The organism is Pseudomonas sp. IT-P258, from assembly GCF_949767825.1.
GTDB classification, from domain to species: domain Bacteria; phylum Pseudomonadota; class Gammaproteobacteria; order Pseudomonadales; family Pseudomonadaceae; genus Aquipseudomonas; species Aquipseudomonas monachiensis.
In genome coordinates this window covers 345,933-371,998 of sequence record NZ_CATKPU010000043.1, presented here as the reverse complement: position 1 = coordinate 371,998, position 26,066 = coordinate 345,933, and the positions used below count along the sequence as shown (strand labels likewise).

Sequence of the window (26,066 nt, the reverse complement as noted above, 5' to 3'; positions counted from 1 at the left end):
CTATTTGACCTCGACCGGAGTGCCTTGCAACCGCTGCAGGGCTTCGTTCACCGCTTGCGGCATGAGTTGGCGCAGGCAGTTGTAATGGCCGAAACGGCAAGTGCGGTCGAAGCATGGGCTGCATTCGATACCCAGGCGAACGACTTCGACGTGCTCGGCCAGCGGTGGCGTGAAACCTGGCGACGTCGAGCCGTAGACCGCGACCAGCGGGCGGTTCAGCGCGGCGGCAACGTGCATCAATCCGGAGTCGTTGGACACCACCGCATCGGCGCAGGACATCAGGTCGATGGCTTCAGCCAGCGAGGTGCCGCCGCTGAGGTTGACCGATTCTTCACGCAGGCCGGGAATCAGCCGCGCGCGGATGTCTTCGCCCACGGCGTGATCGTTTTTCGAACCGAACAGCCAGACTTGCCAGCCTTCGCGGATCTTCGCTTCGGCAACCGCGGCGTAATGCTCGGACGGCCAGCGCTTGGATTCACCGAACTCGGCACCAGGGCACAGGACCAACACCGGGCGGTCGAGGGTCAGGCCGAATTTGGCCAGTGCCGCTTCGCGGGTAACCGGGTCGATCTGCAGTGTCGGGCGCGGATAGGGTTTTGGCAGTTCAACGCCAGGCTCGTAAGCCAGGGCCATGAAGCGCTCGATCATCAGCGGATAACGATCCTTGTCCAGCGTGCACACGTCGTTGAGCAGGCCATAGCGGAACTCGCCACGCCAGCCGGTGCGTTTCGGGATGCCGGCAAAGAACGGCACCAGTGCCGACTTCAGGGAATTGGGTAGCAGGATCGCCTGGTCGTACTGGCCAGCCAGGGATTTGCCGATGCGCCGACGCGTTGCCAGCTCCAGGACACCGTGACCGAGCGGAAAGCTCAAGGCCTGGCGAACTTCGGGCATGCGCTCAAGAATCGGCCGGCTCCACTCGGGGGCCAGCACGTCGATTTCGCATTGCGGGTGGCGTTGTTTCAGACACTGGAAAAGTGTCTGCGCCATCACCATGTCACCGACCCAACTGGGCCCAACGATCAGAATTTTCATGTGGTTTCCATAAACGAACCGGGGAGGCCTACGCCTCCCCGCCTCGAGAATCTCTGCGGGAGCACGGCGGCTTGCGATGGGTCATCACCTTCAACATTGCTGTCGAGTGTCACTCCGCTATCGCGAGCAGGCTCGCTCCCACATTGGGTATTGGTGTACCTCGATCCGCATGACACTGCAGATCTACTGTGGGAGCGGGCTTGCTCGCGAAGGGGCCGTCACATCCAACATCACTATTGACTGACACTCCGCCTTCGCGAGCAAGCCCGCTCCCACAGGGGATATTGGGCGTATCAAATATCCCGTTTCAGCTTAGCCCCAGCTCACGCCAGATCCGCATGACCTGCCGCCGTTCGTCCGCGAACTGGTCGCCCGGAATCACCCCCGGGTCCTTCTGCAAGGCCTGCCGGTGGGCGGCGGAACGGTACGCTTTATACGCTTCACGCAACAGGCTGGCATCTTCGACCGGCATCAGCCCTTCATGCTCCAGCTCTTCCAGAATGCGGATATTGTCTGTCCAGCGCAGCAATGGCGGGTGTGTTTCGGACCACGCCAGGGCCGCGTATTGCACCATAAATTCAATATCGACGATACCACCGGCGTCCTGCTTGATATCGAACGGCGCCGTGGCTTCGAAGGCATTTGCCCCGGTGCCGGCCGCGGTGCTCTTGCTGCCCAGGTTATCGCGCATCTTGGCGCGCATCTCACTGACCTCCTGGCGCAGGGTCGGTAGATCACGGGTTTTGCCCAATATCGCGGCGCGGACTTTCTCGAAGGCCTGACCGACATCCTGACTGCCCACCAACACCCGCGCCCGCACCAGCGCCTGGTGTTCCCAGGTCCAGGCTTCGTTCTCCTGATAGCGGGCAAACGCCCCCAAGGAGCTCACCAACAAGCCCGACGCACCGGATGGCCGCAGACGCATGTCCACTTCATACAACTGCCCGGAGTTGGTCTGCGCCGTCAGCAAGTGAATGATCCGCTGCCCCAGCCGGGTAAAGAATTGCGCGCCATCGATGGGTTTCACGCCATCGGTTTCAGCCTGCGGATCGCCGTCGTGGATGAACACCAGGTCCAGGTCCGAACCATGCCCGAGTTCCAGGCCGCCGACTTTCCCATAACCGACAATGATGAAGCCGGGATCGCACAAGGTGCCATCGGTGCGCAGCGGCGTGCCGTACTTGGCCACGGTCTGGCGCCAGGCCAGGGCCAGCACTTGCTCCAGGATCGCCTCGGCGAGCCAGGTCAGGTAATCGCTGACTTTCATCAGCGGCAGGCTGCCGGCGATTTCCGAAGCAGCCACCCGCAAGCGGTGCGCCAGCTTGAAGTGGCGCAGGGCTTCCATTTGCTGTTCGAGGTCGTCCTCGGGAATCCGTGTCAGGCGCTCGCGTAATTCGGCCGCCAGTTCTGGCGCCAGTGGCGGCTTGAACAGCCGGCCTTCGTTGAGCAATTCGTCGAGCAGCAGCGGGAAGCGGGTGATTTGCTCGGCGATCCACGGGCTCGCCGCGCACAGCGTCAGCAAACGCCGCAATGCACTGGGGTTCTCGGTCAACAGCACCAGGTACGCGGAACGACGGGCCACGGCTTCGACCAGCGGCAGCACCCGCTCCAGTACCAGGTCCGGATTGTCATGTTCCACGGCCTGTGCCAGCAACCGCGGAATAAAAGCATCGAGACGCTCGCGCCCCAGACGCTGCATCGCCCTCAATTGCGGGCTACCGCGCAAGCCGGCCAAGGCTTTCAAGGCTTTTGGGGCATCCTTGAAACCACCCTCTTCCAGTTGGCGGCAGGCAGCCTCATCGTCCTGGGCCTCTTCCCACAGCGGCAACCACTCACCGCCGACCACCACTTCGCTTTCGGCGCCCTGCTCTTCATCGGGATCGGCAATCACCTGCCCGAAGTGCCAGGCAATACGGCCGCGCCAGTACATCAGTTGTTCGTGGAACGCCGTCCAGTTGGCGAAACCGAGCATAAAGGCAATGCGCGCCTGATCCTGCTCGCCATTAGGCAACATTTGCGTCTGGCGATCGGCAATCGCCTGAATCGCGTGTTCGGTATAACGCAGGAATTCGTAGCCTTCACGCAGCTCGCTGATCACGGCCGGCGGCAGATAACCCTGGCCTTCCAGCGTGCCCAGTACCTTTAATAGTGGGCGCTGCTGCAAGCTCAGGTCCCGCCCCCCGTGGATCAGCTGGAATGCCTGGGCAATGAACTCGACTTCGCGAATACCGCCGGAACCGAGCTTGATGTTGTCGGCCATGCCCTTGCGCCGCACTTCCTGCTGGATCAGCTGCTTCATGGTGCGCAGCGCTTCAATGGCCGAGAAGTCCAGGTAACGCCGGTAAACGAATGGCCGCAGCATCTCCTGCAGTTGCGCGCCGGCGACTTGATCCCCGGCCACTACCCGCGACTTGATCATCGCGTAGCGCTCCCAGTCGCGACCCTGATCCTGGTAATACTGCTCCAGCGCGTTGAAGCTCAGCACCAGTGCGCCCGCCGAACCGTAGGGACGCAAGCGCATGTCGACGCGAAATACAAAGCCGTCGACAGTCATCGGGTCCAGGGCCTTGATCAGCCGCTGGCCCAGACGGATGAAGAACTCCTGGTTATCCAGCGGGCGTTTGACGCCGACGGTTTCGCCACCCTCGGGGTAGGCGAAAATCAGGTCGATGTCCGACGACAGGTTCAACTCCACGGCACCGAGCTTGCCCATGCCAAGAACGACCATCTGCTGCGGCTCGCCGCTGCGCCGCCCGGTCGGCACGCCGAACTGCTGACAATGCCGCGTGTACAACCATTGATAGGCCTGATCGATGCTCGCATCGGCCATGTCCGAAAGGTCGCGGCAGGTCTGGATCAAGTCGGCCTGGCGTGTCAGGTCGCGCCAGATGATCCGCACCTGATGGCGTGCACGCTGGCGGCGCAAGACGCGGCCAAGCAGATCGTCGGTCTCGGCCGCGCTTACGGCGGCCGCGATCTGCCCGCATAACTCACCGGGAGCGAAGCTGCGGTCCAGCTCACCGGACTGCACCAGCTCCAGCAACATCAAAGGGTCACGAACACACTGTTCAATCACAAAATCGCTGGCGGCGGTGACGCGGGCAAATTGCGCCCAGCGTTCCGGCGTCCAGGCAGACAGCCCGTGACCATCGTCCAGGGCGGCCACAGCAGCCCGGAACGACTGCTCGGCGCGAGTGACAAACGGCAGGAGAATGGCGGGCAGTTCGGCAAGCGAGGGGAGGCTCATGATCTATCCTTGATCGGCGTACAACGGACTGCATGTAGTGGTTTTCGAAAACCCACTACCTGATGGAGTGTCGAACAAAAGTTAGAAATAGCTGAAATTTCTTTAATTTTGGCAGCCAGCATCAAGCTTTTACCTTTTGTAGTTGGAAAAAGACCAACCTTAACGATTATTCTCACAACGCAGCCGGGGGCCACAAGCCGCTCATCTGTAGTTTTACTACTCGTATATACATTAGCCGGGCTGAAATGCCGGAAGATTTGTAGTAAAACTACACGCCGCCGGAACAACCTATCGGCAATCCAAGAATTTATATCGTCTGCCCACAAGGCCAGTCGCAAACTCAGGCAACCGATTCTGGAAGCCTTTCCGCCCTGGAGCAAGCCATGCAAGACCTCGATCCCGTCGAAACCCAGGAATGGCTGGACGCCCTGGAATCGGTTCTCGACAAAGAAGGCGAAGACCGTGCTCACTATCTGATGACCCGTATGGGTGAACTGGCGACCCGCAGCGGTTCGCAGTTGCCTTACGCCATCACCACGCCTTACCGCAACACCATCCCGGTAACCCACGAAGCACGCATGCCTGGCGACCTGTTCATGGAACGCCGCATTCGCTCGCTGGTACGCTGGAACGCGATGGCCATGGTAATGCGTACGAACCTGAAGGATTCTGACCTCGGCGGTCACATCTCCAGCTTCGCTTCCAGTGCGACCCTGTATGACATCGGCTTCAACTACTTCTTCCAGGCCCCGACCGAAGAACACGGCGGCGACCTGATCTACTTCCAGGGCCACACCTCGCCAGGCGTTTACGCCCGCGCATTCATGGAAGGCCGCATCACCGAAGACCAGATGAACAACTTCCGTCAGGAAGTCGATGGTCAAGGCCTGTCGTCCTACCCGCACCCTTGGCTGATGCCTGACTTCTGGCAGTTCCCGACCGTATCCATGGGTCTGGGCCCGATCCAGGCGATCTACCAGGCACGCTTCATGAAGTACCTGGAACACCGTGGCTTCATCCAGCCAGGCAAACAGAAAGTCTGGTGCTTCCTGGGCGACGGCGAGTGCGACGAGCCGGAATCCCTGGGCGCGATCTCCCTGGCCGGCCGCGAGAAGCTGGACAACCTGATCTTCGTCATCAACTGCAACCTGCAGCGCCTCGACGGCCCGGTTCGCGGCAACGGCAAGATCATCCAGGAACTCGAAGGCGTGTTCCGTGGTGCCCAGTGGAACGTGACCAAAGTCATCTGGGGCCGTTTCTGGGACCCACTGCTGGCCAAGGACGTCGACGGCATCCTGCAACGCCGCATGGACGAAGTCATCGACGGCGAATACCAGAACTACAAAGCCAAAGACGGCGCGTTCGTACGTGAACACTTCTTCAACACGCCAGAACTCAAGGCAATGGTCGAAGACCTGTCCGACGACGAGATCTGGAAGCTCAACCGTGGCGGCCACGACCCGTACAAGGTCTACGCGGCGTACCACGAAGCGGTCAACCACAAAGAACAACCGACCGTCATCCTGGCCAAGACCATCAAGGGTTATGGCACCGGTGCCGGCGAAGCGAAAAACACTGCGCACAACACCAAGAAGGTCGATGTCGAAAGCCTGAAGTTGTTCCGCGACCGCTTCGACATCCCGGTCAAGGACGATGAACTGGAAAACCTGCCGTTCTTCAAACCGGAAGAAGGCAGCGCCGAAGCCCGTTACCTGAGCGAGCGCCGTACCGCACTGGGCGGCTTCGTACCTCAGCGTCGCGCCAAGAGCTTCAACATCCCGACTCCGCCACTGGACACCCTCAAGGCGATCCTGGACGGCTCGGGCGACCGCGAAATCTCCACCACCATGGCCTTCGTGCGAATCCTCGCGCAACTGGTCAAGGACAAGGAAATCGGCCCGCGCATCGTACCGATCATCCCGGACGAAGCCCGTACCTTCGGTATGGAAGGCATGTTCCGCCAGCTGGGCATCTACTCCTCCGTCGGCCAGCTCTACGAGCCAGTCGATAAAGACCAGGTGATGTTCTACAAGGAAGACCAGAAGGGCCAGATCCTCGAAGAAGGCATCAACGAAGCGGGCGCCATGAGCTCCTTCATCGCTGCCGGTACTTCGTACTCCAGCCACAACCAGCCGATGCTGCCGTTCTACATCTTCTACTCGATGTTCGGCTTCCAGCGTATCGGCGACCTGGCATGGGCCGCTGGCGACAGCCGCACCCGTGGCTTCCTGATCGGCGGCACCGCCGGCCGTACCACCCTGAACGGTGAAGGCCTGCAACACGAAGACGGTCACAGCCACCTGCTGGCCGCGACCATCCCGAACTGCCGCACCTACGATCCAACCTACGGCTACGAGCTGGCGGTGATCATTCAGGACGGCATGAAGAAGATGACCGAAGAGCAACAGGACGTCTTCTACTACATCACCGTGATGAACGAGTCGTACCAGCAGCCAGCCATGCCGGCCGGTGCCGAAGAAGGCATCAAGAAAGGCATGTACCTGCTCGAAGAAGACAACCGCGAAGCGGCGCACCACGTTCAGCTGATGGGCTCCGGCACCATCCTGCGTGAAGTCCGTGAAGCAGCGAAGATCCTGCGCGAAGAGTTCAACGTCGGCGCCGACGTGTGGAGCGTTACCAGCTTCAACGAACTGCGTCGCGACGGCCTGGCCGTTGAGCGCACCAACCGTCTGCACCCGGGCCAGAAGCCTAAGCTGAGCTACGTCGAAGAGTGCCTGAACGGCCGTAAAGGTCCGGTCATCGCCTCTACCGACTACATGAAACTGTTCGCCGAGCAGATCCGTCAGTGGGTACCGTCCAAGGAATTCAAAGTCCTGGGCACCGACGGTTTCGGCCGCAGCGACAGCCGCAAGAAACTGCGTCATTTCTTCGAAGTCGACCGTCATTTCGTGGTGTTGGCAGCCCTGGAAGCACTGGCTGACCGTGGTGACATCGAACCTAAGGTTGTGGCTGAAGCCATCGCCAAGTTCGGTATCAACCCGGAAAAACGCAACCCACTGGACTGCTGAGGAGAGATTCTGTGAGCGAACTCATTCGCGTACCTGACATCGGCAGCGGTGAAGGTGAAGTAATTGAACTGTTTGTAAAGGTCGGCGACCGTATCGAAGCCGACCAGAGCATCCTGACACTTGAGTCGGACAAGGCGAGCATGGAAGTGCCTGCGCCGAAGGCCGGTATCATCAAGAGCCTGAAAGTTAAGCTGGGCGATCGCCTGAAAGAAGGCGACGAACTGCTGGAACTGGAAGTCGAAGGTGCCGCGCAAGCGGCCCCTGCGGCTGCCCCTGCACCGGCTGCCAAGGCTGAGGCCAAACCGGCTGCGGCACCTGCCGCCGCGCCTGCCCCTGCTGCGCCGGCTGCCGCCAGCGTTCAGCAAGTGCACGTGCCGGACATCGGTTCGTCGGGCAAGGCCCAGATCATCGAGATCCAGGTCAAGGTCGGCGACACCGTCGCGGCTGATCAATCGTTGATCACCCTGGAGTCCGACAAGGCGAGCATGGAAATCCCGTCACCAGCCGCTGGCGTGGTCAAGGCCATCAGCGTCAAGCTCAACGACGAAGTCGGCACCGGCGACCTGATCCTGGATCTGGAAGTGGCGGGTGCTGCGGCACCGGCTGCTGCTCCGGCCCAGGCTGCCGCTCCAGCTGCCGCCGCTGCGCCTGCTCCTGCAGCAGCTCCGGCTGCACCGGTTGCCGACAGCGTTCAGGACATCCACGTTCCGGACATCGGTTCGGCGGGCAAGGCCAAGATCATCGAAGTCCTGGTCAAGGCCGGCGACACCGTTGTGGCCGACCAGTCGCTGATCACCCTGGAATCCGACAAGGCGAGCATGGAAATTCCATCGCCTGCCGCTGGCGTGGTGGAAAGCGTTTCCATCAAGCTCGATGACGAAGTCGGTACCGGCGACCTGATCCTGAAACTGAAAGTCAAAGGCGCCGCTCCGGCCGCCGCACCGGCACCTGCCGCTGCTGCTGCTGCCGCTCCGAGCGCACCTGCTCCAGCTGCTGCTCCTGCCGCCGCCGCTGCACCTGCTGCTGCGCCGGCCGCCGCGCCAGCCAGGCCGGGTGCAAAAGTTCACGCCGGCCCTGCCGTGCGTCAACTGGCCCGCGAATTCGGTGTCGAGCTGAGTGCCGTTGGCGCCAGCGGTCCGCACGGTCGCATCCTGAAGGAAGACGTGCAGGTTTACGTCAAGGCCATGATGCAGAAGGCCAAGGAAGCGCCGGCCGCTGCTGCCGGTGCAACCGGTGGCGCGGGCATCCCGCCGATTCCGGTCGTGGACTTCAGCCGCTTCGGTGAAGTCGAAGAAGTGCCGATGACCCGCCTGATGCAGGTCGGCGCAGCCAACCTGCACCGCAGCTGGCTGAACGTGCCGCACGTGACGCAATTCGACTCGGCGGATATCACCGAGCTCGAAGCGTTCCGCGTTGCCCAGAAAGCCGTTGCAGAGAAGGCCGGCGTCAAGCTGACCATCCTGCCGTTGCTGCTCAAGACCTGTGCGCACCTGCTCAAGGAACTGCCGGACTTCAACAGCTCGCTGGCGCCAAGCGGCAAAGCGATCATCCGCAAGAAATACGTGAACATCGGCTTCGCCGTCGACACTCCGGATGGCCTGCTGGTACCGGTCATCAAGAACGTCGACCAGAAGAGCCTGCTGCAACTGGCCGCCGAAGCTGCTTCCCTGGCTGAAAAAGCCCGGACCAAGAAGCTTTCGTCGGACGAGATGCAAGGCGCCTGCTTCACCATTTCCAGCCTCGGCCACATTGGCGGCACCGGCTTCACGCCGATCGTCAACGCGCCGGAAGTGGCGATCCTCGGTGTTTCCAAGGCAACCATCCAGCCAGTCTGGGACGGCAAAGCCTTCCAGCCGAAACTGATGCTGCCACTGTCGCTGTCCTACGATCACCGTGTGATCAACGGCGCCGCTGCTGCACGCTTCACCAAGCGTCTGAGCGATCTGCTGGGCGACATCCGCACCATGCTCCTGTAACACCGACCGGCCCTCCTTCACCGGAGGGCCAGTTGCGTTCCACGTTTCCGAGCGCCACGCTCGTACCTCAACCCCGCCAATTTGGCGGGGCTTTTTTTGCCTGAAACTTTTACTTAAAACGTCTTCCTACATTTGTGGCTGATATCGCCCACAAATCGAATCCATTTCTGCCAGATATTTATTCAGGCCAAATAACTAGTCTTGGCTGAATACCCTCCATTACATCCGAAACAACCAACTATCCATTAACTGGCAGCGAATGGACTCAAGCATGTTCAAACCAACTATTGGGCCAATTATTGGCCACACTACAACTAATCATGCACGTATATTTGTGCGTGGCGCAGCACAAAAGAATGCACCCGTATTTGCCGGCATCCGTTATCGCCGATCCGGGCATGAACAATGGATCGAAACAATCTTTGCAAAGCTGACAAGTCTGCAAGATATGTCCGATGTCCTGGTTCTCGATAACCTGGCGCCCGATACCGAATATGAATACCAGGCCGGCTGGTTCAGTACCAGGAGTGCCGGGCACACCGCGGATTCACTGCAGGAACTACCGCTGCGATGGCCGAAGGAGCTCTATCACTTGCGTACGCGTTCCGGCTCGTTCGCCACGCCACGTGGCTATTTCGTCGGCTCATGTCGCTACCTGAGAATGACCGCCGGCGTTGCGTCGGCGCCAGAGTGGGGCGACCGGATATTTGCCTCGATTGCTCAGCTGGCACAGCAAGCCGACCCGCCGGTCAGCGCGATGTTGATGACTGGCGATCAGATCTATGTCGACGATTTGAATTTTTTCGCGCCTGATCGCGAATATCAGCAAATACTTGCGAAATACCGTGCGGCGTTCTCTCAGCCACATATTTCCAGATTAATGGCCAATATATCGACTTACATGATCCTCGACGATCACGAAATTGAAGATAACTGGCCAGACAAGAAAAAATCAGGCGATGATATTTTATATAACAACGCCATAAGTGCTTATGAGATATATCAAGCCAGCCACAGCCCGGTATTTGAATTATTTGACGATGGCCGGATCAGCCGACTGGCGAAGCACTATTGGTATCAGTTCAGCGATGGCGATATCGAATGGTTTGTCACCGATGGTCGCACCCGGCGCAATCTATCCGCCAATGATCGGCGCCTGCTTGATAACGAACAAGAATATGCCTTGTGCCAATGGCTGATCCACAGCCCTGCGCGGGTCAAACTGGTGGTCACCAGTGTGATGTTCTTCCCCGATGCCAGGCAAAACGGAAATGATGCCTGGGCCGGATTTCCCGCGCAACGGCTGCGGTTGCTGGAGACCATTCGTTTGTACCGGCTGAAGAATGTCATATTCGTTGCCGGTGACGTCCACGCCTCCATGACCAGCCGACTGACCCACAGCGAAGACCCGGGCTTCGAAGTGCACACCATCGTCTCGTCGCCCCTGTGCAACTCCAGGCTGCTGCCCTATGCCAGTCAATCCGGCTTTATCCTCGACCGTCCGCTGGCACGGACCGCCGCAGGCGAATATCGGCAGGAACTGACCGGTAAAGTCATCAGTCAGGATAACTTCGCGCATCTGGTTATCGACGCAAAACGCATCCGGGTCAATTACCACGATCGCGATGGCGAGCTATTGCAATCGACAGCCATTGAATTGCGTTGACGGCAAAAAATCACGGCCTTCGAGACGACTCCGAAGGCTGCGACCTGATCAATAGCAATACTTTTCACTGGAAACTTCAGAAATCTTCGCACCTGCCGACATATTCTTATAGCACTTGGCCTTCATCTCTCTTGTCAGTCGGTGTCGCAATGATGCAACCTTGCCGCAGGCAACAGTAAAGAGGGCGAGAGCCCGGCGCGTTCAGCATATTCGAAGCGAGTTTCCCTCCATGAAAAGCCAACCCGATGCCGCCAGCCGTATGGTGGCCGAGGTAGTGACGCAGTTGCCTGTGCCCTCGCGGCTCGGCATGCTGCGTTTCGAACGGCTTAATGAACCCAGCTGGGCACTGCTGTTTCTCGACCCCAATTGCGAACGCCAGTTCGGCCTCCCCGCCGTTGAGCTGTGTGCGCTGGTGGGCTCGCCCTACGCCAGCCTGATGGAACCGCAAGCGCGCTATCAACTGCACGACGCGATCCAGCAGCAACTGAGCGAAAGCACGCATTACCTGATCCGCTACACCCTGCACACCACCTCTGGCTCCCTGACCCTGCTTGAACTGGGCGAAGCCTTCAAACAACACAATCGACACCTGCTGCGCGGCTACCTGCTGGTCATCGACGGCCTGTTCGAGGATGACCCGCTGCAAGCGGCCCTGGATCTGGAAACCCAGAACTCGCGCCTGCAAATCGCCCTGGAGCTCAATCAGCGTGCCCAGCAGGAACAACTGCTGCACCTGGAGCGGGTGCGTGCCCAGCAGGACCTGATCCTGCTGCTCACCCGACAACGCTACAGCAGCAACAACTCCTTGCGCGAAGCCGCCGAGCTGATCACCCGCAGCGCCTGCAACATCTACGAAATCGACAGTGCCAGCCTGTGGCACCTCGAAGGCTCGATGCTGGTGCCGATCTCGGCCTATCACCGCACGAATCAGCAATACCTGCTGCCGCAACCGATCGATGTCAGCGTTTTCCCCGACTACCTCGACGCCCTGCACACCGGCCGTGCCATCGACGCCCATAACGCCATGCGCGACCCGCGTACCCGGGAAATGGCTGAAAGCCTGCGCCCGCGCGATGTCAACGCAATGCTCGACGCCAGTATCCGCGTCGATGGCCAAGTGGTCGGCGTTTTGTGCCTGGAGCAGACCGGGGCGACCCGCGACTGGCAGTCGGATGAAATTGCCTTCGCCGGAGAACTGGCGGACCAGTTTGCCCAGGTCATCAGCAACCACAATCGGCGAACAGCCACCAGCGCCCTGCACCTGTTCCAGCGCGCAGTCGAACAAAGTGCCAACGCCTTCTTGCTGGTCAACTGCGATGGTGTGGTGGAATACGTCAACCCGAGCTTCACCGCGATCACCCAATATTCCACCGAAGAAGTGCACGGTCAGCGCCTGTCAGAACTGCCGGCCCTGGAAAACCTCAGCGAGCTGCTGTTCGATGCGCCTTCGGCGCTGGCCAAGAGCAACAGTTGGCAGGGCGAATTCAAGAGCCGCCGGAAAAACCTCGAACCCTACTGGGGCCAGTTGTCGATCTCCAAGGTTTACGGCGACAACCGCGAGCTGACCCACTACATCGGCATCTACGAAGACATCACCCAGACCAAGCTTGCCCAGCAGCGTATCGAGCGCCTGGCCTACACCGACAACCTGACCAACCTAGGCAACCGCCCGGCGTTCATCCGCAACCTCGATGAACGCTTCGCCCGTGACAGCGATGCGCCGATCAGCCTGTTGCTGGTGGACATCGACAACTTCAAGCGGATCAACGACAGCCTCGGCCACCAGACCGGCGACAAACTGCTGATCAGCCTGGCCCGACGCCTGCGCAACAGCCTGATCCCGAGCGGCAGCCTGGCGCGATTCGCCAGTAACGAATTCGCCGTGTTGCTGGACAACAGCGACCTCACGGTAGGCCAGCAAGTAGCCAACCAGTTGCTGGCGACCCTCGACAAACCGATGTTCGTCGACAACCAGTTGATCAGCGTCACTGGCTCCGTGGGTCTGGCCTGCGCGCCGCTGCACGGGCGCGACCCGCAAACCCTGATGCGCAACGCCGGGCTAGCGCTGCACAAGGCCAAGGCCAACGGCAAACACCAGGTGCAAGTGTTCACCGAAGCGCTGAACGCCGAGGCCAGCTACAAGCTGTTCGTCGAAAACAACCTGCGCCGCGCCCTGACCCAGAACGAACTCGACGTGTTCTACCAGCCCAAGCTGTGCCTGCGCAGCGGTCGCCTGCTGGGTATGGAAGCGCTGCTGCGCTGGGACCATCCGGAAAAGGGCATGATCCGCCCGGACCAGTTCATCAGCGTCGCCGAAGAAACCGGGCTGATCATTCCGATCGGCAAATGGATCGCCCGCCAGGCCTGCCGCATGAGCAAAGCGCTGACCGCCGCCGGCCTGGGCAACCTGCAAGTGGCGATCAACCTGTCGCCCAAGCAGTTCTCCGATCCGGACCTGGTGGCCTCCATTGCCAACATCCTCAAGGAAGAAGCCCTGCCGGCTCATTTGCTGGAGCTGGAGCTGACCGAAGGCCTGCTGCTGGAAGCCACCGAAGACACCCACCTGCAACTCGACCAGCTCAAGCGCCTGGGCCTGACCTTGGCCATGGACGACTTCGGCACCGGTTACTCGTCGCTCAGCTACTTGAAAAAATTCCCCATCGACATCATCAAGATCGATCGAAGCTTCATCCACGAAATCCCGGACAACCAGGACGACATGGAAATCACCTCCGCGGTGATCGCCATGGCCCACAACCTGAAGCTCAAGGTCGTGGCTGAAGGCATCGAAACCGCCGAGCAGTTGTCGTTCCTGCGCCGTCACCGCTGCGACGTCGGCCAGGGCTACCTGTTCGACCGTCCGATCCCGGGCAATGAGCTGGTCGACAAGCTCAAACGCTACCCCCGTGGCCCAATCGCCTGACAGACACAGAACCTGTGGATGACAAAAAACCTGTGGGAGCGGGCTTGCTCGCGAATGCGGTGTGTCAGAGCCGTGGTTACTGACTGACTCAACGCCTTCGCGAGCAAGCCCGCTCCCACAAGGTAGTGCGTATCGGGCAGGTATTGGGCACACTGACGGCCTGTTTATTTACAACCCAACCTGACTGAGAGGACTGATCATGGTTCTGCGCTCGGAAATTCTGGTGAACAAAAACGTGCTCCCGACTAAAGAACAAGCTCTGCCCGGTCGCGAAACCGCGATGACCCTGCCTGAAAAGCACTTTGTGTTTAAAGACACCCCCTTGCTCGGCCCGTTCTTCGAAGACGTCGACTTCGCGATCTTCGGCCTCGGCTGCTTCTGGGGCGCGGAACGCCGCTTCTGGCAGCGTGAAGGCGTGGTCAGCACCGTGGTCGGGTACGCCGGCGGTTTCACGCCGAACCCGACCTACGAAGAAGTCTGCTCGGGCCTGACCGGTCACACCGAAGTGGTGCTGGTGGTGTATGACAAGGCCAAGGTCAGCTACGAAGAACTGCTGGCGATGTTCTGGGAACTGCACAACCCGACGCAGGGCATGCGCCAGGGCAATGACATCGGCACCCAGTACCGTTCGGCGATCTACGCCACCAGCCAGGAACAACTGGACGCGGCGCTCAAGAGCAAGGAAACCTACCAGGCCGAGCTGTCCAAGGCCGGCCTCGGTGAAATCAGCACCGAAATCGACCAGGCCCCGACCGTCTACTTTGCCGAGACGTATCACCAGCAGTACCTGGCGAAAAACCCGGAAGGTTATTGCGGCATTGGTGGTACCGGCGTGACCTGCCCGATCTGATCGCCAAAACAAAAGATCGCAGCCTTCGGCAGCTCCTACGGGTGTACGCATAGCCCTGTAGGAGCTGCCGCAGGCTGCGATCTTTTGATCATGCAGCTACTACTCGGCAATCAACCAATCCATCTGCCACCCACCCTGGGTTTGCCCCAGCTTCCGGGACAACCACGGCAGCAGTTCACGCAACTCTTCCTCCAGCCCCCAAGGCGGATTGGCAATCGCCAGCCCGGAACCGTTCAGGCTGTTCGGCGTATCCAGCGGATGCACCAGCAACTCCACCCGCAACAACTTCGGCGCACCAGTACCGGCCAGGTCCTGATAGAAGCGGCGCAGGGCACGCTGATCCTTCACCGGGTACCAGATCGCCGCCACGGTCTGGCGCATCCGGCCAATCGCCTCCTTCAACGACGCAGCACAACGCTGCATCTCGTCGAGCTGCTCGAACGGCGGATCGATCAGCATCACCGCACGCTTCTCCGGCACCGGCAGCAAGGCCCGGGGCACATGCCAGCCCTCGCCCAAGTGCACCTTGACCCGGCGATCACCGGCCATGTTGTCCTTGAGCAGCAGGCCGTCTTCCGGGTGCTTCTCGTTGAGCAACACACGGTCCTGCGGGCGAGTCAGGCGTCGCGCCAGCTCCGGCGAGCCCGGGTAATAGCGCAACTGGCCATCCGGGTTCATCTCGTGCAGCACCTGCATGTAATCAGCGGTCAGGATCGGCAGATCCGGCTGATCCCACAAACGCGCAATGCCTTCCAGGTACTCGCCGGTACGATTGGCCTGGTCACCCTGAAGGTCATACAGACCGATGCCGGCGTGGGTATCGAGATAGGCAAACGGCTGCTCCTTGCGCGACATCAGGGCGATGAGGCGGGTCAAGGTCAGGTGTTTGAACACATCGGCGTGATTGCCGGCATGGAAGGCGTGACGATAATTCATGGCTGCTCCTGCGAAGGCCGGGAAGTTTACCTTTTACCGGCCGGCAAGTCAGGGGTTGGCGGCTGAGCGGACACTTCGAGCATTCATAGCGGCAACAAGCACGCACCATCGATCGACAAATTCAGAAACGCCTCACAACAGGAAGATTCCCGAACCTGCAAACCGGCGTGATAGCGTTCTTTGTCGAAAAAAGCAAAGGACGCACAAATGACCATTCGCTACGCAAAGATTGCAATGACCCTGGCGCTCGCCGCATTCGCCTTCATGACCGTGTTCAACAACATCACCGACTACAGTTCCAACTTCAACTTCGTCCGGCATGTGCTGAGCATGGATACCACCTTCCCTGACAACGCCGCCCGGTATCGCGCAATTGATCTGCCTTGGGTGTGGCATGGAGCTTACTGGCTGATCATCCTTGGCGAAGCCATTACCTGTGGACTTCTTGGCTACGGCGCACTACAGCTCTGGCGCTCGCGGTCAGCCGGTGGGCATGAGTTCAGACTGGCCAGGAAGTGGGCCGTAGCGGGTTTGACGACAGGGTTTTTCGTGTGGTTTTTCGGCTTCATGGTTGTTGGAGGCGAGTGGTTTCTGATGTGGCAATCCGATATTTGGAATGGTCAGGACGCAGCCTTCAGGTTCTACATGGCAATACTGGGTGTGCTGATCTTTCTGAATCAGCCCGATGCCGATCTTGACTGATCCCCAATAAAAAACGGCCCGCATCCATCGGATGCGTGCCGTCTTCTTCAATCAGGAAGCTAATGCCTCGCTGAAAACCTCATTTGCTCAGCATGAAGTCCTTTCCGCCGCGGCGAATCGCTGCAGCGTGCCCGCAGACGGTGCGCCCAATTTACTGACGATATAGATCTTCAGGCTGGCGAAGATGAAGCCCAGGATCTTTTGATCTTATGCCGCCGCTGTAGGCCCCGCCCGCAACCGCCGCCCAACCACATCCAGCACATCACAGCCATCGCGCAACGCAATGGCGCAGAGTAAGGCGAAATCGCTGAGGATGAAGGATTCGCACTCGATCGAACCGCGCATGGACAAGTTCTCAAGCACTTGGGTGACTGCGCGGATTCTGTAGTTGGCGGCGTCGGTAAGGATGTCGAGTGGCGCATGGGTGTCGACGAACAGGGTGGGCATATCGGTGCAGTTGCCGGTCAATGCCATGAAGCGGTTGTCGGGATGGGGGATTGGTTTTTCGTAGGGTGGGTCGGGATGTATTGATTTCATTTTTAATGCTCTAAGGAAGAAATGGACCTGCCATTAGCCTTCCTACGGGCTAGGGTGGCAGCTATGCACGGGGTAGGAATATCGAGACCCTTAGAGCAAAACTCGACCACGCCGAAGCGTGCCCGCGCATAGCCGCCGCAACTGATCTTACGGCCGCATGCAAACGGCCGCAAAACAGGCTGTGACGCCAAAGTAGCTCTAACGGTCTTGAGAGGTTCCTACACCCCGCCACTGAATTGTCAGTGACCGCCAAAGACTATCGATGGATCTCACATCGCACCAGTTCATGAAAACCGTTAGGTTTTGAAGGAAAAGTCCTAGGACCCTGCCCGGAAAAACCGCAACAGCTCCAATCCACCAAATAAATTTGAGACTGAATGGCACAAAGGAAGAGCCTTGTCGATGGACCTTCCCCTCTAATGCCAAACAGCTCATGTGCCTCATTCAAAGCGCTGCTGAGACTTGCGAGGCGCTTGTAAATCGCCAACTGCTAGCTTCCTAATTATTTCCGAAAAAAATATCGAAATAAAATACAAAATCCAACCCGCGTAAAAGCTATTCTTTATTATTTTTTTATAGATTTTCTCGCTAGAGCGCCGATGATAATTTGAAATAATTAAAGACAAAAAGCTTATTGAGAACATCGTTAATGAAAATACCGGCATTAGTACTCCAAGCCCTGAAAACTCTACCATAAATGGTTGGCTGCGAGCGCCTCCAGGCAAAAGGAGATGCTGATGATAAATTGCGTACACTGAAAGCATTATAAAAACCAAAGAAACCCCACCGAGTATGACTTTTAATCGCAGCGGCGCCTCCTTCAACATATTAAAGCTTCCTGCCTCGTATATTTTTAATTGACATGAAAGACAGTGCCGACCTTCTATTAGCGATAAGCCCTCTCTATCCAGCACTCCACATTTTTTGCATTTCTTTACTCGGGGCTTCATTTGTTTTCGATCCATCTGTTCAGGCCGAGCAGCGAACGGGTGTAAATAATGGGCACACCACCAGGTCGGCTGCCCACTTTTCGACTAATGGAGGAGATCCGCTTTCCCTATTATGACCAGCAATACCATTGCAACGATAAGTCCGATAAAACTCCATTGCAGCATTACAAGCTGACGCTTAAGTGAGAGCGGGAAGCTATCTATGTCCTCAGCACTGGCTAGACCTCGCTTAAGGAAAAACCTAGGAAATGTAAGAATACTAGAGATGTTTCCTATCAACTGCATCCTGCCATAAAGGCTTGAACGTTTATATATGCCGAGAGTCAGGAGGGATGAGCTGCTTTTGAAGTGCGATGACATCAAGTCACCCTTAGTGTGACTCAGATACAAAGCTGCCCCAATGCACAGGAATTGGCCAATAATAACGAGACCACACACACTAATGAATATTACATCAGCGATAGTCATTTCATAGAGTCGTAAATTTTATCGCCAACCATTTCACCGAATGCACCGCCCAACTCTCCTCCAGCGTATGAACCGACTCCAACCACCAAAATACCGCATGCCAATGGCGCAAGGCCGGCTGTAGGTACACTTAGCCCGATGCAGAGAACTCCTACTAACGGAGCAGTTATCCCGCCTGCCAATGCACCGCCCCCAATCCCACCCGCAAAACTCCCCGCTTCCGTAAACCTGATTCGTTCGCAAGCTTCGGCACTCCCCGCCGTACACACTTCCTGTACCTTCATAGCCGACGCCCCTCCACCAATGGCCGTGCCGACCCAACCACCATACTTGAGGTACTTGGAAGCCCCGGCCACACCCTCAAGGTGAGTAGCGTATCCCGGCATCTGCCCTACACCACCGGCTTCAGTCCAGCGATGAACCAAGCTGGGAGGCGAGAGGAACATTGCACGATTCAAATTGGGGTGGTCGGGGAAACCGATACCTTTGCGCGCCAGGCTTGTCAGGTGGATATCGAGTTGAGCGAGCAGCTTTTGGCGCTCTGCCAGAAACGTTGGTGAACTCAAGTGGCCATCGCGCAGAAATGAATGCTGATGCAACGCTTCGATTTTTCTCAGGGTGTCGCTGACGTTATCCAGATTGTTTTTGAGAATACTCGCGCCAACGCCTATTGCGGTCGAGCCATGGCCCAGGAAGGTCTGGATGGCATCACGGTGCTGCACCATGAAATCCGCCTCTTCCGGGCTGAGCGTTTCAAGCACTTGGTTGGTCCTGGCTGCCACGTCCATGAGCAGGGCTTCTTCACGGGTGCACTGGTAGTTATTGGGGTCGCTCAGCACGATCATCGAGCCGGCCTTGACGTCGCCCAGGTTGGGATTGAGCAGCTTGAATTTACCCATCACCGACGGGTCGCGCAGGGTGAACAGCGAGGCTTCAAGCTCTTCGCGCGTGGTGCTCTTCGGAACGATGTAAAAGCCTGGCTCTGCTGCTTGCGCGCTGTTGTCACGCATCGGCACGGGAGAGCTTGATGCAGGCGCGTAGCTGGATGATCGTGACACGACCGGAGCGCCGGTTGCAGCGGGCGAAGCCTGCCCTGTGGCGGCCCGCATGGTGTGTGTTTCCGCGCTGCGGTTGGACTCGTACTTCGCCGTGGACTGCGATGGGATAAGCCCGGCGTTGCAAGGACAACTACTGAAGCTATCCAGCGATCCCGCCACCATCCTGCCGTTGCTTTTGATGTATGAAACACCGCCAGTGATCACGTAGATTTTATTGTCTTTTCCGCAGGAAACCCGATCACCGTCGCGCGCATGGGCGAAGCCAAACATCATGATATGAGTATCGCCCTCCAAAACTTTGCCACCGCAAGTGGTCTCGTCACCTTCGCGAATGAAGTATCCCTTGGCCATTGCTGTTCTCCCTTTCTACGGCGCCTCAGTTATGAGAACGCGCCACGGTTAACGATGGATATCGCCGACTCGGGATGAGCGGCCTAACGCAAAGTACGTGGACGGAAAGGAAACTCAAGACAGCCGAGAAAATCAGGAAATTTCTCACGACCAATACTGAAAAGGACCACGGATATTGGAGGGCCAATGCTTGTTTTTTGGACTTGGCTAGCAAAAAAAACGGCCCGCAACATAAAGCTGCGAGCCGTTCTTTTATCAGGATATGGGTAGAGTTCAACCCACCTCTCATCACTTGTTCAGGCGGTAATCACTCTCTGCAGCAGCAAAACGCTGGAACATGCCGGCAGTCGGCGTGCCCATTTTGCTGACGAAGTAGATCGCCAGGCTGGCGAAGATGAAACCAGGGATGATTTCGTACAGGCCCAGCAGTTCGAAGTGTTTCCACACGATCACGGTGATCGCGCCGACCAGGATACCGGCCAGTGCGCCGTTGCGAGTCATGTCTTTCCAGATTACGGAGATCAGCACGACCGGACCGAATGCGGCACCGAAACCGGCCCAGGCGTAGCTCACCAGACCCAGTACACGGTTTTCCGGGTTGGCCGCCAGTGCGATAGCAATCAGGGCAACCAACAGCACCATGGCACGGCCGACCCATACCAGCTCAACCTGGGAAGCGGATTTACGCAGGAAGGTCTTGTAGAAGTCTTCGGTCAGGGCGCTCGAGCACACCAGCAACTGGCAGCTCAGGGTACTCATCACCGCAGCCAGGATGGCCGACAGCAGGATACCCGCGATCCATGGGTTGAAGAGGATCTTGGCCAGTTCGATGAACACACGCTCGTGGTTCTCGGAGACTGCGCCAGCCATGTCCGGGTGCGCCGAGAAGTAGGCGATACCGAAGAAGCCGACAGCCACGGTGCCGCCCAGGCACAGGATCATCCAGGTCATGGAGATGCGACGGGCCTTGGCGATCGACTTAACCGAATCGGCAGCCATGAAACGCGCCAGGATGTGCGGCTGGCCGAAGTAGCCCAGACCCCAGCCCATCAGCGAGATGATGCCGATGAAAGTGGTGCCCTTGAGCATGTCGAAGTTGCTTGGATCTTGCGCTTCGATGGCCAGGAAAGTGGTGTCGACGCCGCCGGTGGCCAGCAGCACGATAACCGGCGTCAGGATCAACGCGAAGATCATCAGGGTGGCTTGTACGGTATCGGTCCAGCTTACAGCCAGGAATCCGCCGATAAAGGTGTAGGCAATCGTCGCCGCGGCACCGGCCCACAGCGCCGTCTCGTAGGACATGCCGAAGGTGCTTTCGAACAGACGGGCACCGGCCACGATGCCGGAAGCACAATAGATGGTGAAGAACACCAGGATCACGACCGCGGAGATGATCCGCAGCAGGCCGCTTTTGTCTTCGAAACGGCTGGCGAAGTAGTCCGGCAGGGTCAGTGCATCACCGTTGTGCTCGGTCTGCACACGCAGACGGCCGGCGACGAACAGCCAGTTCAGGTAGGCGCCGACGATCAGGCCGATGGCGATCCAGCTTTCGGAAAGACCGGACATGTAGATCGCGCCGGGCAAGCCCATCAACAACCAGCCGCTCATGTCGGAGGCACCGGCGGACAGTGCGGTCACAACGCTGCCCAGGCTGCGGCCGCCCAGAATGTAGTCGGAAAGGTTGTTGGTGGAGCGATAGGCCATCAAGCCGATCAGCACCATTGCTGCGATGTAGATCACGAACGTGATCAGGGTTGGATTGCTTACGCTCATTAAGTTACGCCCTGGCTTTGTTTTTATGTAGCGGCGGCTGGTGAACCGCTCGCAAACGCATACGTTTGACAGACGATCCGGATTCCCGCGCATTTATGACTGATGTTTCCCCAGGAAAGCCATCAGCCGGAGCACCCGGTTTTTTCCGGGTTGCACCTTGGGCGCGAATGCTATTCAACAAAGCAAATAAGGTGCAACCAGTTTCTCGAGAATAAGTTGCACCCAGTCGGAAATAAATTTCAAACCCGGTTTTTTGCTCCTTTTCGGAGCAAGAACGGAGGCTGACCAACCTAAAAAGCACCAAGCAGAGGCGGGACCGTGGTACCAGAATTTATTTCCTGACGAGCTGCGTAATATTCCGACAAAAAAAGGGTTGCACCCGGTTGCACCTCAACAGTCGCACGGCTAATCTTGCCGCCAGCTGATGCCACGCAGTCGTGGCAAACATGAGGATAAAAACATGGCTACCACCACCCTTGGGGTCAAACTTGACGACCCGACCCGCGAACGCCTCAAGGCCGCCGCGACCTCGATTGATCGCACGCCGCACTGGCTGATCAAGCAGGCAATCTTCAATTACCTGGAAAAACTCGAGGGTGGTGCAACCCTGTCCGAGCTGAACGGTTTGACCAAGGATTCCGACGACAGCGTCGATGCGCCTCTGGATCACGCCCACCAGTGCTTCCTCGAATTCGCCGAAAGCATCCTGCCGCAATCGGTACTGCGCGCCTCGATTACCGCCGCCTACCGTCGCCCTGAGCCGGAAGTCGTGCCGATGCTGATCGAGCAGGCTCGCCTGCCGGCACCGATGGCCGAGGCCACCAACAAACTCGCCGCCTCGATTGCTGAAAAACTGCGCAACCAGAAGAGCGCCGGCGGCCGTGCCGGCATCGTTCAGGGCCTGCTGCAGGAATTCTCCCTGTCGTCCCAGGAAGGTGTGGCGCTGATGTGCCTGGCCGAAGCGCTGCTGCGCATCCCGGACAAAGGCACCCGCGACGCCCTGATCCGCGACAAGATCAGCACCGGTAACTGGCACCCGCACCTGGGCAACAGCCCGTCGCTGTTCGTCAACGCCGCCACCTGGGGCCTGCTGCTGACCGGCAAGCTTGTGTCCACGCACAACGAAGCGGGCTTGACGTCGTCCCTGAGCCGCATCATCGGCAAGAGCGGCGAGCCGATGATCCGCAAGGGCGTCGACATGGCCATGCGCCTGATGGGCGAACAGTTCGTGACCGGCGAAACCATCGCCGAAGCCCTGGCCAACGCCAGCAAGTTCGAAGCCAAGGGCTTCCGCTATTCCTACGACATGCTGGGTGAAGCCGCACTCACCGAGCACGACGCGCAGAAATACCTGGCCTCGTACGAACAAGCCATCCACTCGATCGGCAAAGCCTCCCACGGTCGCGGGATTTATGAAGGCCCGGGCATTTCGATCAAGCTGTCCGCCCTGCACCCACGCTACAGCCGCGCCCAGTACGAGCGCGTGATGGACGAGCTGTACCCGCGCCTGCTGTCGCTGACCCTGCTGGCCAAGCAATACGACATCGGCCTGAACATCGATGCCGAAGAAGCCGACCGCCTCGAACTGTCGCTGGATCTGCTCGAGCGCCTGTGCTTCGAGCCGCAACTGACTGGCTGGAACGGCATCGGCTTCGTGATCCAGGCTTACCAGAAGCGTTGCCCGTACGTAATCGACTACGTGATCGACCTGGCTCGCCGCAGCCGTCATCGCCTGATGATCCGCCTGGTAAAAGGCGCGTACTGGGACAGCGAAATCAAGCGCGCCCAGGTCGAAGGCCTGGAAGGCTACCCGGTCTACACCCGCAAGGTGTACACCGATGTTTCCTATATCGCTTGCGCGCGCAAACTGCTGTCGGTACCGGAAGTCATCTACCCGCAGTTCGCCACGCACAACGCCCACACCCTGTCGGCCATCTATCACATCGCCGGTCAGAACTATTACCCGGGCCAGTATGAGTTCCAGTGCCTGCACGGCATGGGTGAACCGCTGTACGAACAGGTTGTAGGCAAAGTCTCCGAAGGCAAGCTGAACCGTCCGTGCCGCGTGTACGCTCCGGTCGGCACCCACGAAACCCTGCTGGCGTACCTGGTACGTCGTCTGCTGGAAAACGGCGCGAACACCTCGTTCGTCAACCGTATTGCCGACCAGTCGATTTCGATCCAGGAACTGGTGGCCGATCCGGTAGCCAGCATCGAGCAGATGGCGACCGTGGAAGGTGGTTTCGGCCTGCCGCACCCGCGCATTCCGCTGCCACGTGACCTGTACGGCTCCGAGCGCGCCAACTCCAGCGGCATCGACATGGCCAACGAACATCGTTTGGCGTCCCTGTCCTGCGCCCTGCTCGCCACCGCGCACAACCACTGGAAAGCCGCGCCGATGCTCGGTTGCGCCTCCAGCAGCGAAGCGCCGGCACCGGTCTTGAACCCGTCCGATCTGCGCGATGTGGTCGGCCATGTGCAGGAAGCGACCGTCGAAGACGTCGACAACGCGATCCAGTGCGCCCTCAACGCTGCGCCGATCTGGCAGGCCACCCCGCCAGCCGAACGCGCCGCGATCCTGGAACGCGCCGCCGACTTGATGGAAGCCGAGATCCAGCCACTGATGGGCCTGTTGGCTCGCGAAGCTGGCAAGACCTTCGCCAACGCCATCGCCGAAGTGCGTGAAGCCGTGGACTTCCTGCGTTATTACGCGGTACAGGCACGCAACGACTTCACCAACGACGCCCACCGTCCGCTGGGTCCAGTGGTGTGCATCAGCCCGTGGAACTTCCCGCTGGCAATCTTCAGTGGCCAAGTGGCTGCTGCGCTGGCCGCCGGGAACCCTGTATTGGCCAAGCCTGCGGAACAGACTCCGCTGGTCGCGGCTCAGGCCGTGCGCCTGCTGCTCGAAGCCGGCATTCCGGAAGGCGTGCTGCAACTGCTGCCGGGTCGCGGTGAAACCGTCGGTGCCGGCCTGGTCGGCGACGATCGCGTCAAAGGCGTGATGTTCACCGGTTCCACCGAAGTCGCTCGCCTGCTGCAACGCAACATTGCCGGCCGCCTGGACAGCCAGGGCCGTCCGATCCCGCTGATCGCCGAAACCGGCGGCCAGAACGCAATGATTGTCGACTCCTCGGCGCTGACCGAACAAGTCGTGATCGACGTGGTGTCTTCGGCCTTCGACAGCGCCGGCCAGCGATGCTCGGCCCTGCGCGTCCTGTGCTTGCAGGAAGATTCCGCTGACCGTGTCATCGAAATGCTCAAGGGTGCGATGGCCGAAAGCCGTCTCGGCAACCCTGAGCGCCTGTCCGTGGACATCGGCCCGGTCATCGACGCCGAAGCCAAGGCTGGCATCGAGAAGCACATCCAGGCCATGCGCGACAAAGGTCGCAGCGTGTACCAGGTGGCCATCGCCGACGCTGAAGAGGTCAAACGCGGCACCTTCGTGATGCCGACCCTGATCGAACTGGAAAGCTTCGACGAGTTGCAGCGGGAGATCTTCGGCCCGGTGCTGCACGTGGTGCGCTACAAGCGCAAGGACATCGATCAACTGATCGGCCAGATCAACGCTTCCGGCTACGGCCTGACCCTGGGTGTGCACACCCGCATCGACGAGACCATCGCCAAGGTGATCGACAACGTCAACGCCGGTAACGTCTACGTCAACCGCAACATCGTCGGTGCAGTGGTCGGCGTGCAGCCATTCGGCGGCGAAGGCCTGTCGGGTACTGGCCCGAAAGCCGGTGGTCCTCTGTATCTGTACCGACTGTTGTCGACCCGTCCTGCGGATGCGATCGAACAATCCTTCGCTCGTGGCGATGCTGCCGCAGCACCGGACGTTCGCCTGCGCGACACCATGAGCAAACCGCTGAACGCCCTGAAAGCCTGGGCCGACAGCCACAAGTTCGCCGACCTGAGCACCCTGTGCGTGCAGTTCGCCGCGCAATCGCAAAGCGGCATCACCCGCGTTCTGGCAGGCCCGACCGGTGAGCGCAATAGCTATGCGATCTTGCCGCGCGAGCACGTACTTTGCCTGGCGGAAGTGGAAGGCGATCTGCTGACTCAACTGGCGGCGGTCCTGGCTGTCGGTGGTTCGGCGGTATGGCCGGAAGCCGACATGACCAAAGCCTTGTTCGCACGTCTGCCGAAGGATATTCAGGCGCGCATCAAGCTGGTTTCCGACTGGAACAAGGACGAAGTGGTGTTTGATGCGGTTGTGCATCACGGCCACTCCGACCAGTTGCGTGCGGTGTGCCAGCAGGTTGCCAAGCGTGCTGGCGCCATCGTTGGTGTGCAGGGTCTGTCGCAGGGCGAAACCAACATTGCGCTGGAGCGTTTGGTGATCGAGCGGGCGTTGAGCGTTAACACGGCTGCGGCGGGTGGTAATGCCAGTTTGATGACGATCGGCTAAACCGCAACACGACCGGGCAGTTACGGCTGCCCGAGTTTTAAAAGCAAGATCAAAAGATCGCAGCCTTCGGCAGCTCCTACAGGGGATCGCATTCCAATGTAGGAGCTGCCGAAGGCTGCGATCTTTTGCTTCTGTATCACGCACATCAATCATC

General features: G+C 59.1%; 14 protein-coding genes and 1 pseudogene. 7 read left to right on the top strand and 8 right to left on the bottom strand.

Going from position 1 to position 26,066, the window contains the following annotated elements:
- Entirely contained in the window at positions 1-1,035 is a 1,035-nt protein-coding gene (waaF, locus tag ACM6G4_RS17555) for a lipopolysaccharide heptosyltransferase II (protein ID WP_414914202.1), read from the bottom strand.
- Positions 1,036-1,342: 307 nt separating this feature from the next.
- Positions 1,343-4,282, bottom strand: coding sequence for a bifunctional [glutamate--ammonia ligase]-adenylyl-L-tyrosine phosphorylase/[glutamate--ammonia-ligase] adenylyltransferase (gene glnE / locus ACM6G4_RS17550; RefSeq protein ID WP_414914201.1), 2,940 nt, complete (start codon positions 4,280-4,282; stop codon positions 1,343-1,345).
- Positions 4,283-4,665: 383 nt separating this feature from the next.
- Here glnE and aceE point away from each other — a divergent pair, with 383 nt between their 5' ends.
- From aceE to msrA, 5 genes are all read left to right on the top strand, one after another.
- Positions 4,666-7,311, top strand: a complete 2,646-nt coding sequence (gene aceE / locus ACM6G4_RS17545) for a pyruvate dehydrogenase (acetyl-transferring), homodimeric type (protein ID WP_056725562.1) — start codon at positions 4,666-4,668, stop codon at positions 7,309-7,311.
- 11 nt (positions 7,312-7,322) lie between these two features.
- Positions 7,323-9,287, top strand: a complete 1,965-nt coding sequence (gene aceF, locus ACM6G4_RS17540) for a dihydrolipoyllysine-residue acetyltransferase (RefSeq protein ID WP_414914200.1) — start codon at positions 7,323-7,325, stop codon at positions 9,285-9,287.
- A gap of 271 nt (positions 9,288-9,558) precedes the next feature.
- Positions 9,559-10,953, top strand: a complete 1,395-nt coding sequence (locus tag ACM6G4_RS17535; RefSeq protein WP_409078559.1) for an alkaline phosphatase D family protein — start codon at positions 9,559-9,561, stop codon at positions 10,951-10,953.
- 229 nt (positions 10,954-11,182) lie between these two features.
- Positions 11,183-13,876, top strand: a complete 2,694-nt coding sequence (locus ACM6G4_RS17530) for a putative bifunctional diguanylate cyclase/phosphodiesterase (RefSeq protein WP_056725568.1) — start codon at positions 11,183-11,185, stop codon at positions 13,874-13,876.
- A gap of 199 nt (positions 13,877-14,075) precedes the next feature.
- A complete protein-coding gene (gene msrA, locus ACM6G4_RS17525) occupies positions 14,076-14,726 on the top strand; it encodes a peptide-methionine (S)-S-oxide reductase MsrA (protein ID WP_223541748.1) in 651 nt (216 codons plus the stop codon).
- 99 nt (positions 14,727-14,825) lie between these two features.
- Here the strand turns inward: msrA and ACM6G4_RS17520 are convergent, their stop codons facing one another.
- Positions 14,826-15,662 (bottom strand): 23S rRNA (adenine(2030)-N(6))-methyltransferase RlmJ, encoded by an 837-nt coding sequence (locus ACM6G4_RS17520; RefSeq protein WP_056725572.1) that lies wholly within the window; start codon positions 15,660-15,662, stop codon positions 14,826-14,828.
- Between the two features lie 207 nt (positions 15,663-15,869).
- On the opposite strand from ACM6G4_RS17520, the gene ACM6G4_RS17515 reads away from it, so the two are divergent.
- Positions 15,870-16,364 (top strand): DUF2165 family protein, encoded by a 495-nt coding sequence (locus ACM6G4_RS17515; RefSeq protein WP_056725574.1) that lies wholly within the window; start codon positions 15,870-15,872, stop codon positions 16,362-16,364.
- An 87-nt stretch (positions 16,365-16,451) separates the two neighbouring features.
- On the opposite strand, the pseudogene ACM6G4_RS17510 reads toward ACM6G4_RS17515, so the two are convergent.
- From ACM6G4_RS17510 to putP, 5 genes and pseudogenes are all read right to left on the bottom strand, one after another.
- Positions 16,452-16,562 (bottom strand): annotated as a pseudogene (locus tag ACM6G4_RS17510) (sodium:proline symporter); the annotation flags it as partial.
- Positions 16,563-16,571: 9 nt separating this feature from the next.
- The gene (locus ACM6G4_RS17505) at positions 16,572-16,901 is read right to left on the bottom strand and encodes a hypothetical protein (protein ID WP_414914199.1); all 330 of its coding nucleotides are present in this window, start codon (positions 16,899-16,901) and stop codon (positions 16,572-16,574) included.
- Between the two features lie 440 nt (positions 16,902-17,341).
- A complete protein-coding gene (locus ACM6G4_RS17500) occupies positions 17,342-17,728 on the bottom strand; it encodes a hypothetical protein (RefSeq protein WP_414914198.1) in 387 nt (128 codons plus the stop codon).
- 587 nt (positions 17,729-18,315) lie between these two features.
- Entirely contained in the window at positions 18,316-19,728 is a 1,413-nt protein-coding gene (locus ACM6G4_RS17495; RefSeq protein WP_414914197.1) for a PAAR domain-containing protein, read from the bottom strand.
- A 288-nt stretch (positions 19,729-20,016) separates the two neighbouring features.
- Positions 20,017-21,501 (bottom strand): sodium/proline symporter PutP, encoded by a 1,485-nt coding sequence (putP, locus tag ACM6G4_RS17490; protein ID WP_414914196.1) that lies wholly within the window; start codon positions 21,499-21,501, stop codon positions 20,017-20,019.
- A 460-nt stretch (positions 21,502-21,961) separates the two neighbouring features.
- Here putP and putA point away from each other — a divergent pair, with 460 nt between their 5' ends.
- Positions 21,962-25,912, top strand: a complete 3,951-nt coding sequence (putA, locus tag ACM6G4_RS17485; RefSeq protein ID WP_414914195.1) for a trifunctional transcriptional regulator/proline dehydrogenase/L-glutamate gamma-semialdehyde dehydrogenase — start codon at positions 21,962-21,964, stop codon at positions 25,910-25,912.
- Positions 25,913-26,066: the final 154 nt, after the last annotated feature.

Bases quoted from the DNA above. Each gene is read 5' to 3' on its own strand.
- msrA (WP_223541748.1), top strand. From the start codon at position 14,076: ATGGTTCTGCGCTCGGAAATTCTGGTGAACAAAAACGTGCTCCCGACT.
- ACM6G4_RS17495 (WP_414914197.1), bottom strand. From the start codon at position 19,728: ATGGCCAAGGGATACTTCATTCGCGAAGGTGACGAGACCACTTGCGGT.
- ACM6G4_RS17530 (WP_056725568.1), top strand. From the start codon at position 11,183: ATGAAAAGCCAACCCGATGCCGCCAGCCGTATGGTGGCCGAGGTAGTG.
- ACM6G4_RS17535 (WP_409078559.1), top strand. From the start codon at position 9,559: ATGTTCAAACCAACTATTGGGCCAATTATTGGCCACACTACAACTAAT.
- ACM6G4_RS17515 (WP_056725574.1), top strand. From the start codon at position 15,870: ATGACCATTCGCTACGCAAAGATTGCAATGACCCTGGCGCTCGCCGCA.
- ACM6G4_RS17505 (WP_414914199.1), bottom strand. From the start codon at position 16,901: ATGAAATCAATACATCCCGACCCACCCTACGAAAAACCAATCCCCCAT.
- aceE (WP_056725562.1), top strand. From the start codon at position 4,666: ATGCAAGACCTCGATCCCGTCGAAACCCAGGAATGGCTGGACGCCCTG.
- ACM6G4_RS17520 (WP_056725572.1), bottom strand. From the start codon at position 15,662: ATGAATTATCGTCACGCCTTCCATGCCGGCAATCACGCCGATGTGTTC.
- waaF (WP_414914202.1), bottom strand. From the start codon at position 1,035: ATGAAAATTCTGATCGTTGGGCCCAGTTGGGTCGGTGACATGGTGATG.
- putA (WP_414914195.1), top strand. From the start codon at position 21,962: ATGGCTACCACCACCCTTGGGGTCAAACTTGACGACCCGACCCGCGAA.
- ACM6G4_RS17500 (WP_414914198.1), bottom strand. From the start codon at position 17,728: ATGTTGAAGGAGGCGCCGCTGCGATTAAAAGTCATACTCGGTGGGGTT.
- glnE (WP_414914201.1), bottom strand. From the start codon at position 4,282: ATGAGCCTCCCCTCGCTTGCCGAACTGCCCGCCATTCTCCTGCCGTTT.
- putP (WP_414914196.1), bottom strand. From the start codon at position 21,501: ATGAGCGTAAGCAATCCAACCCTGATCACGTTCGTGATCTACATCGCA.